9 protein-coding genes are annotated in these 9,133 nt (G+C 63.6%); 7 read left to right on the forward strand and 2 right to left on the reverse strand.

The genetic code is table 11. The features are described from left to right. A partial coding sequence (gene hrpB, locus EN879_RS13600; RefSeq protein ID WP_127274091.1) for an ATP-dependent helicase HrpB occupies positions 1-1,640 on the reverse strand: 1,640 nt, incomplete at its 3' end. 47 nt (positions 1,641-1,687) lie between these two features. Further along, positions 1,688-2,578: a DMT family transporter gene (locus tag EN879_RS13605; RefSeq protein WP_127274092.1), complete on the reverse strand. Its 891-nt coding sequence runs from the start codon at positions 2,576-2,578 to the stop codon at positions 1,688-1,690. Positions 2,579-2,606: 28 nt separating this feature from the next. Here EN879_RS13605 and EN879_RS13610 point away from each other — a divergent pair, with 28 nt between their 5' ends. The 7 genes from EN879_RS13610 to EN879_RS13640 all read left to right on the forward strand — a co-directional run. After that, positions 2,607-3,296 (forward strand): PIG-L deacetylase family protein, encoded by a 690-nt coding sequence (locus tag EN879_RS13610; RefSeq protein WP_063169898.1) that lies wholly within the window; start codon positions 2,607-2,609, stop codon positions 3,294-3,296. 277 nt (positions 3,297-3,573) lie between these two features. Further along, on the forward strand, positions 3,574-4,905 hold the full coding sequence (locus EN879_RS13615) for an ABC transporter substrate-binding protein (protein ID WP_027164284.1): 1,332 nt from the start codon (positions 3,574-3,576) through the stop codon (positions 4,903-4,905). Positions 4,906-5,014: 109 nt separating this feature from the next. Further along, positions 5,015-5,962 (forward strand): sugar ABC transporter permease, encoded by a 948-nt coding sequence (locus tag EN879_RS13620; protein ID WP_063169897.1) that lies wholly within the window; start codon positions 5,015-5,017, stop codon positions 5,960-5,962. Further along, the gene (locus tag EN879_RS13625; protein ID WP_013528079.1) at positions 5,959-6,909 is read left to right on the forward strand and encodes a carbohydrate ABC transporter permease; all 951 of its coding nucleotides are present in this window, start codon (positions 5,959-5,961) and stop codon (positions 6,907-6,909) included. Before EN879_RS13620 ends, EN879_RS13625 begins: the two co-directional genes overlap by 4 nt. Then, positions 6,906-7,112, forward strand: a complete 207-nt coding sequence (locus EN879_RS13630; RefSeq protein ID WP_127274093.1) for a hypothetical protein — start codon at positions 6,906-6,908, stop codon at positions 7,110-7,112. The genes EN879_RS13625 and EN879_RS13630 overlap by 4 nt, the downstream gene beginning before the upstream one ends. A gap of 2 nt (positions 7,113-7,114) precedes the next feature. Next, the gene (locus tag EN879_RS13635; protein WP_013528081.1) at positions 7,115-8,227 is read left to right on the forward strand and encodes an ABC transporter ATP-binding protein; all 1,113 of its coding nucleotides are present in this window, start codon (positions 7,115-7,117) and stop codon (positions 8,225-8,227) included. Then, positions 8,220-9,133: ABC transporter ATP-binding protein (locus EN879_RS13640; RefSeq protein ID WP_164774402.1), on the forward strand; the 914-nt coding region annotated here is incomplete at its 3' end. The genes EN879_RS13635 and EN879_RS13640, both read left to right, overlap by 8 nt.

Below are 9,133 nucleotides of genomic sequence, written 5' to 3' on the forward strand. Positions count from 1 at the left end.
ACCAGAAACGGCTCGCCCGCCAGCGGGTCGGCGGCGTCGAGCATGGCGCCGGAGCCGTTGGCCAGCACGAAACGGCCGCGCTCGCCGCGCGCCTTCGCCACCCGATCCGGCCAGGCGTGCACGAGCAGGGGACCGCCCGCCGCAGCTTCGCTGCCCTTTGCTCCGCCAGCCTGCCTTGCCAGCCTTTCGGCGAGCTGCTTGGCGGCGGTAGCGCGCGGAGATCTTTCCCCGCGAAAACGCATCAGCCGCCGCTCCAGATCGGCGCCGAGGCCACCGAGGCCGCGTTCGGTAAGCAGCACGGCGAACATTGCCGCCTCGAAGGCATGGCCGCTGCCGGCTGCCTCGGCAACCATATGCGCCAACCGCACCGGCAGAGCGAGCTTGCGCATCGCTGCACCCGCTTCCGTCAGGCGCCCCGTCTCGTCGATGGCATCCAGCGCGCGCAGTAGCCCCCTTGCCTCATTGAGGGCCGGAACAGGTGGCGGATCGAGAAAAGCAAGCGCTGACGGATCGGCAACGCCGAAGGCAGCACAATCGAGCAGCAGTCCGGACAGATCGGCCTCAAGGATTTCCGGCGGCGTGAAAGCGGGAAGTGCAGCCGTTTGCTCGGCCCGCCACAGCCGGATGGCGACGCCTGGCTGCGTGCGCCCGGCACGGCCGGCGCGCTGGTCGGCGGAAGCCTTGCTGACACGCACGGTCTCCAGTCGGGTCAAGCCACTGGCCGGCTCATAGCGCGGCAGCCGCGACAGGCCGGAATCGATGACGACGCGCACGCCGTCGATGGTGATCGAGGTTTCGGCTATCGAGGTGGCCAGCACCACCTTGCGGCGGCCCGCCGGCGGCGGCTTGATCGCCGCGTCCTGCGCCTTGCCGTCCAGCATGCCGTAGAGCGGGACGATGTCGGTATCGGTGCCGACCTTGCCGGCCAGCCGTTCGGCGGTGCGCTCGATCTCGCGCTGGCCGGGCAGGAAGGCAAGGACGCTGCCGCTCTCGTCGGCAAGGGCGGCGCGGATCGCCTTGGCCATCGCGTCCTCGATGGCGATGCCGGCCGGCCGTTCGTCATAACGGATATCGACGGGAAAGGCGCGACCCTCGCTTTCGACGACCGGCGCGCCCGACATGAGTTTGGCGACGCGCGCGCCGTCGAGCGTCGCCGACATCACAGCCAAGCGCAGATCCGGCCTGAGCGCCCCCTGCACGTCGAGCGCCAGAGCGAGACCGAAATCGCCGTCGAGCGAACGCTCGTGGAATTCGTCGAAAATGACAGCCGAAACACCGGGCAGTTCGGGATCGTCGAGGATCATGCGCGCCAGCACGCCTTCGGTGACGACCACGATCCTGGTCTTTGCCGAAATGCGGTTTTCCATGCGCATGGCGTAGCCGACGGTGGCGCCGGGTTCCTCACCAAGCAACTCAGCCATCCGGCGAGCGGCGGCGCGAGCGGCGAGGCGGCGCGGTTCAAGCAGGATGATCTTGCCGGCGCCGAGCCAAGGCGCGTCAAGCAGCGCCAGCGGCACCAGCGTGGTCTTGCCAGCGCCGGGCGGCGCCACCAGCACGGCGCTGTTGCCATCGCCAAGCGCTTCCCTCAGCGCCGGCAGCACGACGGACACAGGAAGCTCCGGCAGGGGTTTTGTGGTCATGGCGCCCGCATATCAGCGGTTACGGCCACGGCGCAACCAGAGTCGGTTCAAAGCCGGGTACGCGAAAACGGGTTCCAGCGCACGGTCCCCAGCCGCGCTTCCTCACGCACCATGGTCAACAGGCCGGCGCCGCCAACGACCGCCAGGCCAACCAGCGACAGCCCGTCCGGATATTCCTGGAAAAACAACGCGCCGAGGATCACCGCCCAGGCGATCTGCGAATAATGCGTCGGCGCGACCCGGTTGGCAGGCGCGTATTTCATGGCCAGCAGTTGAAGGAATTGTCCACCTGCTGTGGAGGCACCGGCCGCCGCCAACCACAGCAACTGCTTGCCGTCGGGAACGGTGAACGAGGTGGCGGCGGCACCGATGCCGTTGAACAGCAGGCCGTAGCCGACCAGCACGCCGAGCATGGTGGTGCGCTTTTCCTGCTGCGCCAGCGAGCGCATCAGGATGACGCTGGTGGCGGCGAGGAAGGCAACACCGAAGGCGGCAAGGTGGCCGAGATTGAGCTCGCGAAAGCCCGGCCGCACCACCAGCATGACACCGGCGAAACCGGCGACCACTGCCAGCCAGCGCCAGGGGCCGACCTTCTCCTTGAGGATCACCGTGGAGAGAATGGTGACGCAGAGCGGCGCCAGGAATATCAACGCATAGGACTCGGCCAGCGGAATGGTGGTGAAGGCGTAGACACTGAGCACGCCGGAAGCGATGCCCGCCCAGGCACGCGCCTGCACCGCCCATGGCCTTCTGGTGCGCCAGAAATCGCGCCAGCGTTCGCCCGCGGGCCGCGTGAAGAACAGGAAGAAGCCCGCGAACAAGGTTATGAAAAAGCCGATCTCGAAGATCGTGAGCTGACCGCCCAGGCTTTTGACAACGGCATCGCTACCCGAATAGCTTGCGTAGGCGATCAGGGCGAGCAGGATTCCGTTCGTCACGTTGTTCCAATTCCGGGGAGAGAGTGGTTTGAAAATCCTGGCGCTCGGTGCGCATCCGGACGACATCGAGATCTTCATGTTCGGTACGATGGCCGCCTATGCTGCGCAAGGCGCAGAACTCACTTTTGCCATGGCCACCGATGGTGCCAGGGGCGGCACAAGTGATCCCGCTGTTCTCGCTCGTGTCCGTCGCGACGAAGCAACGGCCGCGGCCGCGCTGGTAGGCGCAGTGCCACGCTTCCTCGACTTCCCGGACGGCGAGCTGGTGGCCGATGCAGCGCTGATTGGAGCTCTGAAAGCACTGATCGGTCAAATCGGCCCGGATCTGGTGATCACGCATGCGCCCAACGATTATCATGCAGACCATCGCGCGCTGTCGGACGGCGTTCGTATCGCGGCGTCTTTCGCCGTCCCAGTGCTGCATGCCGACACGATGGGCGGCACCGGTTTCTCGCCGACGCACTATGTCGACATTTCCGCCCATGCCGACGTCAAGGCCGAGGCGATCCGCATGCATCAATCGCAGGATCCCGACCGCTTCGTCGACATTGCGCGGACACAGAACGCCTTTCGCGCCGGCCAGTGCAACGGCGCGCAAGGCTCATCGGCCGAAGCCTTCCGTTTCGAACCGTCGTTCCCGTTCGCCGATATCCGCGCGCTGCTGCCGCCGGCGCCGGCGATCCGCAAGGTGATGGTGAGCACCAGAAGGGTAGATTGAAAGCCGAGGCTGCCCCACGTCCCGGTCAGAATCGGCCTGAACAGCTTCGGTAAACCAGCCAGCGACCCGCGCTTTTCCCAACGTTTTCAGACATCGCCATAAGCATGCTGCGGCGCAGCAACGAATTCGCTTGCCTTGTTTAGTAAAAATTGCATCACTAAACAAATTACTAAACATCTGCAGCGCAACCGCGCCGCCATGTTTGGGCCCCTGAGGAGAGGGGTTGAGGGCTTTTTGAAACCGTCATCCGGGCGCGTTTCGCAAATGGGAGGAAGTCATGAAATCGAGCTTGAAACTGGCGTTGGGACTGACCTCGGCAATCACAGCGTCGACAGCCGTCGCGAACGTCGCGCACGCTGAAGACCTGACCCTGTGCTGGGCCGCCTGGGACCCGGCCAACGCGCTTGTCGAACTGTCCAAGGATTTTACCAAGGAAACCGGTATCGGCATGAAATTCGAGTTCGTGCCGTGGACCAACTATGCCGACCGTTTCCTCAACGAGCTCAACTCGCACGGCAAATTGTGCGACCTGATCATCGGCGACAGCCAGTGGATCGGCGGCGCTGCCGAGAACGGCCATTACGTCAAGCTGAACGACTTCTTCGACAAGGAGAAGATCAGCATGGACGATTTCGTGCCGGCAACCGTCGTCGGCTATTCGGAATGGCCGAAGAACACGCCGAACTACTGGGCGCTGCCGGCCATGGGCGACGTCGTCGGCTGGACCTACCGCAAGGACTGGTTCTCCAAGCCGGAGCTGCAGAAGGAATTCAAGGAGAAGTACGGTTGGGACCTCGGCCCGCCAACCACTTTCGACCAGTTGAAGCAGGTCGCCGAGTTCTTCCAGAAGCGCGAGATCGACGGCAAGACCGTCTATGGCGCCTCGATCTACACCGAGCGCGGCTCCGAAGGCATCACCATGGGCGCCATGGACGTGCTCTACAGCTATGGCTTCCAATACGAAAACCCCAAGAAGCCCTATGAAATGGAAGGCTTCGTCAACTCCGACAAGTCGGTCAAGGGGCTGGAGTTCTACAAGGCGCTCTATGATTGCTGCACGCCGCCCGGTGCCTCGAACAGCTACATGGGCGAAGGCGTCGATGCCTTCAAATCCGGCCAGGTGGCGATGCACATGAACTTCGCCTTCACATGGCCGGGCCTGCAGAAGGACGAGAATGTCGGCGGCGACAAGATCGGTTACTTCGTCAACCCGAAGGGTCCCGACGGCGAGCAGTTCGCCCAGCTCGGCGGCCAGGGTATCTCCGTGGTGTCCTATTCCGACAAGCAGGAGGCGGCGCTGAAATACATCAAGTGGTTCGCCAACAAGGACGTGCAGGCCAAATGGTGGTCGCTCGGCGGCTATTCGTGCCTCAACGCGGTGGTCAAGGATCCGAAGTTCCCGGCCAGCCAGCCCTATGCGCAGACCTTCCTCGACTCGATGGCCATCGTGAAGGACTTCTGGGCCGAGCCGAGCTACGCCCCGCTGCTGCAGGCTTCGCAGAAACGCTTCCACGACTATGTCGTCGCCGGCCAGGGTTCGGCCAAGGATGCGCTCGACGGCCTGGTCAAGGACTGGACCCAGGTCTTCCAGGACGATGGCAAGATGTAACCAGCTCCTCCCGAGCTAAGCCAAGCATCCCGTGCCGCCCCTTGGCACGGGATGCAGTTCAGATAAATTCCATGACAGAGACGACCAAGTGACCGAAGCAGGACTCACCATGCTCAATCGGACCGCGGAGAACGTTGCCCGGGCGACCCCGGAACCGTTGGCCCGCAAGGTCCGGGGCATCAGCGACAAGGGCCTCGCCTGGCTGTTCATCTCGCCGACGATCCTGTTGCTGCTGGCCATCAACATCTTCCCGCTGTTCTGGGCGATCTATCTGTCGTTCACCAACTACCGGGCCAACCGCCCGAACGAGGTGGTGAAAAATCTCGGCCTTGCCAACTACCAGCGCATCCTCGGCGACAAGGACATCTGGATCGCCATGCAGACGACCGCGCATTTCGTGTTCTGGACGATCCTTTTGCAGACGCTGATCGGCTTCACGCTGGCCTGGCTGATCGACAGGAAGTTCCGAGGCCACGCCTTCTGGACGACGCTGATCCTGGTGCCGATGATGCTGTCGCCGGCGGTAGTCGGCAATTTCTGGCGCTTCCTCTATGAGCCGCAGATCGGCCTGTTCGCCTATGCGATCTCCTTCGTCACGAGGATCCCGCCGACCAATATTCAGATGCTCTCCAACGTGTCGCTGGCGCCCTGGTCGATCATCATCGTCGATACCTGGATGTGGACGCCCTACGTGATGCTGATCTGCCTCGCGGGCCTACGCTCCATCCCCGAATACATCTACGAGGCGGCCGAGGTCGACCGCGCCTCGAACTGGCGGCAGTTCTGGTCGATCACGCTGCCGATGGCGCTGCCCTTCATCATGCTGGCGGTGCTGTTTCGCGGCATCGAGAACTTCAAGATGTTCGACATGGTCAATCTGTTGACCGGCGGCGGGCCGGGCTCGACGACCGAGGTCGCCTCGATAACGCTGAAGCGGCAGGCTTTCGAAAGCTGGCGCACCGGTTATTCCTCGGCCTTCGCCATCATCCTTTTCGTGGCGGTGTTCGGCCTGGCCAACATCTACGTCAAGGCGCTCAACAAGGTGAAGCAGAGATGAGCCTGACCACAGCCCATTCGGTCGTCGCACCGAGCAGCAACTCGAAACGGATCGCCGGCACGATCATCGTGCTTTACGCACTGATCTCGATCGTGCCGCTGCTGTGGATCTTCGCCACCAGCTTCAAGACGCCGCCGGATTCGATTGCCTATCCGCCCAAGATCCTGTTCCAGCCCAGTCTTGAGGGCTACTGCAATTTGTTCACGACGCGGACCCGGCAGACGCCGGAATACATCAACTCGCTGGGTCCGGCGACGGGCTTCTGCGACGAGACCACGCGCAAGCGCAACATGGTGATCGCCGGTCCGTCCAACTTCCTGCCGCGCTTCGTCAATTCGCTGATCATCGCCTTCGGTTCGACCTTCTGCGCCGTGTTCTTAGGCACGCTGTCGGCCTACGGCTTCTCACGCTTCAAGGTGCCGCTCGCCGACGACCTCCTGTTCTTCATCCTGTCGACGCGCTTCATGCCGCCGATCGCCGTCGCCATTCCGATCTATCTGATGTACCGCGAGCTTGGCCTGTCGGACACCGCGCTCGGCATGATCCTGCTCTATACGGCGGTCAACGTGTCGCTGGCTGTCTGGCTGCTGAAGGGCTTCATCGACGAGATCCCGCGCGAATATGAAGAAGCGGCAATGATCGACGGCTACACGCGGCTGCAGGCCTTCTGGCGCACCGTGCTGCCGCAGGCGACGACCGGCATAGCCGCGACCGCCATCTTCTGCCTGATCTTCGCCTGGAACGAGTATGCGTTCGCAGCTCTCCTGACCTCCGGCACGGCGCAGACCGCGCCGCCCTTCATCCCGACCATCATCGGCGAAGGCGGCCAGGACTGGCCGGCGGTCGCGGCCGGCACGACGATCTTCCTGGTGCCGATCCTGGTTTTCACCATCCTGCTTCGCAAGCAATTGCTGCGCGGCATCACCTTCGGCGCGGTGCGCAAATGAGCTTGACCAAGCCTGGGAACCGCAAATCGCGCTGGCCGGCCTGGGCACGGCGCGGGCTGATGGCAAACATCGCGACAGCGCTGATCGCCATCGGCTTCCTGATGCTGTTCCAGCCCTTCGCGCTGTCGCTCTACACCTACTCCTTCATCACCATGCTCGCCGGCACCGTGATGTTCATCATCGTCTCCAAATTCCCGGAATAATCATGGCCGAAATCCGTGTCCAGCACCTGAGAAAGGCCTTCGGCGATTTCGTCGCCGTGCAGGATTCCAACTTCGTCGTCGAGGATGGCGAGTTCTTCGTCATGCTCGGCCCGTCCGGCTGCGGCAAGACGACGACCTTGCGCATGATCGCGGGGCTTGAGCTGCCGACCGGCGGCCAGATCCTGCTCGGCGGCGACGACGTCACCATGCTGCGGGCCCGCGAGCGCGACATCGCCTTCGTCTTCCAGCTGTTCGCGCTCTATCCGCACATGAATGTGCGCAAGAACATCGGCTTCCCGCTGCTGGCGCAAGGCATGCCTTCGGCCGAAATCCGCACGCGGGTCGAGGAAACGGCGAAGCTGCTGCGCATCGACCATCTGCTCAACAAATCCGTCTCCGGACTTGCCGGCGGCGACCGCCAGCGCGTCGCGCTCGGCCGCGCCATCGTGCGGCGGCCAAAATGCTTCCTGATGGATGAGCCGCTGGGAACCCTTGACACCGAATTCCGCGATTTGATGGTCCACGAGCTGCGCGAACTGCACAACCGCATCCATGCCACGACGGTCTATGTCACGCACGACCAGATGGAAGCGATGTCGATGGCCGACAAGATCGCGGTGATGAACCATGGCGTCATCGAGCAGTTCGGAAGCCCGCGCGAAATCTATGACCGCCCGGCGACCATGTTCGTCGCCGACTTCATCGGCTCGCCACCGATGAACTTTTTGGGATTTGGCGGCGGGCTCGCCAAGGGCGCCAGGGAGATCATCGTGCAAGGCGCGAAGGTCGCGGTGCCGGAGGTGCGCGAGGACATCGCACCTGGCGACATGGCGCTCGGCATCCGCCCTGAACACATCCGCTTCGACGACGCCTCAAAATTGCGCGGCGCCATCTACGGCACCGAATATCTCGGCACCACGCAGATCGTCGCGGTGGAGACGGCGGATGGCATCATCAAGGCACGCGTACCGGCCGAAATCAGGCTCGCCACCGGCGACCATGTCGGCCTGACGCTGAGCAGCGCGCGGCTGTCGCTGTTCGAGAAGGGATCGGGCCGCGCGGTGAGAACCGCGATCCACGATGTCGCCTCGGAACGGAGGGCCCAGCATGGCTGAGGTGCACATCAAGAACGTGACCAAGAGTTTCGGCGACCATGTCGCCGTCGACGGCCTCGACCTGCACATAGCAGATGGTGAATTCGTCGTGCTGCTCGGGCCAACCGGGGCCGGCAAGACGACGACGCTGCGGCTCATCGCCGGGTTGGAACGGCCAGACAGCGGCACGATCGAGATCGGCGGACACAATGCCACGACGCTGTCGCCGGCCGAGCGCGACACCGCCTTCGTCTTCCAGCAATATTCGCTCTATCCGCATCTGTCGGTGTTCGACAATCTCGCCTTTCCGCTGCGCTCGCCGGCGCGGAAAATGCCGGAAGACCAGATCCGCCGCCGGGTCGAGGAGGTGGCGAAGATGGTGCGCATCCATCACAAGCTCGCCAACCGCTCGACCAAGCTTTCGGGCGGCGAAATGCAGCGCGTCGCCATCGGCCGCGCGCTGGTGCACAAACCGTCCATCTATCTGATGGACGAGCCGCTGTCATCGCTCGACGCCAAGCTGCGGGCGGATCTGCGGCTCGAGCTGAAGCGCATCCAGACCGAGCTCGGCGCCACCATGCTTTACGTCACCCACGACCAGATCGAGGCGATGACGATGGCAGACCGCATCGGCATCCTCACCGAGGGCGTGCTGGTGCAGATCGGCTCGCCGCGCACCATCTATTCAGAGCCGGCAAACCTGCATGTCGCGGCGAGGCTCGGCCAGCCGGCGATCAATCTTCTGCCGACCGGGCTGCTGCCTGACGGCGGCGCACCGGCCGGCACCAAGACGATCGGCGCGCGCACCGAGCATCTGACGATCGCGAAGGCCGCGAATGGCCATGCTGACGGCGTTGTCGACTGGGTCGAGCATCTCGGTGACCAGAACCATTTGCATGTGACGGTAGGCACCAAGAAACTGGTGAC

The organism is Mesorhizobium sp. M7A.F.Ca.AU.002.02.1.1, assembly GCF_003998535.1.
Classification (GTDB): Bacteria; Pseudomonadota; Alphaproteobacteria; order Rhizobiales; family Rhizobiaceae; genus Mesorhizobium; species Mesorhizobium ciceri.

Bases quoted from the DNA above. Each gene is read 5' to 3' on its own strand.
- EN879_RS13615 (WP_027164284.1), top strand. From the start codon at position 3,574: ATGAAATCGAGCTTGAAACTGGCGTTGGGACTGACCTCGGCAATCACA.
- EN879_RS13620 (WP_063169897.1), top strand. From the start codon at position 5,015: ATGCTCAATCGGACCGCGGAGAACGTTGCCCGGGCGACCCCGGAACCG.
- EN879_RS13625 (WP_013528079.1), top strand. From the start codon at position 5,959: ATGAGCCTGACCACAGCCCATTCGGTCGTCGCACCGAGCAGCAACTCG.
- EN879_RS13630 (WP_127274093.1), top strand. From the start codon at position 6,906: ATGAGCTTGACCAAGCCTGGGAACCGCAAATCGCGCTGGCCGGCCTGG.
- EN879_RS13635 (WP_013528081.1), top strand. From the start codon at position 7,115: ATGGCCGAAATCCGTGTCCAGCACCTGAGAAAGGCCTTCGGCGATTTC.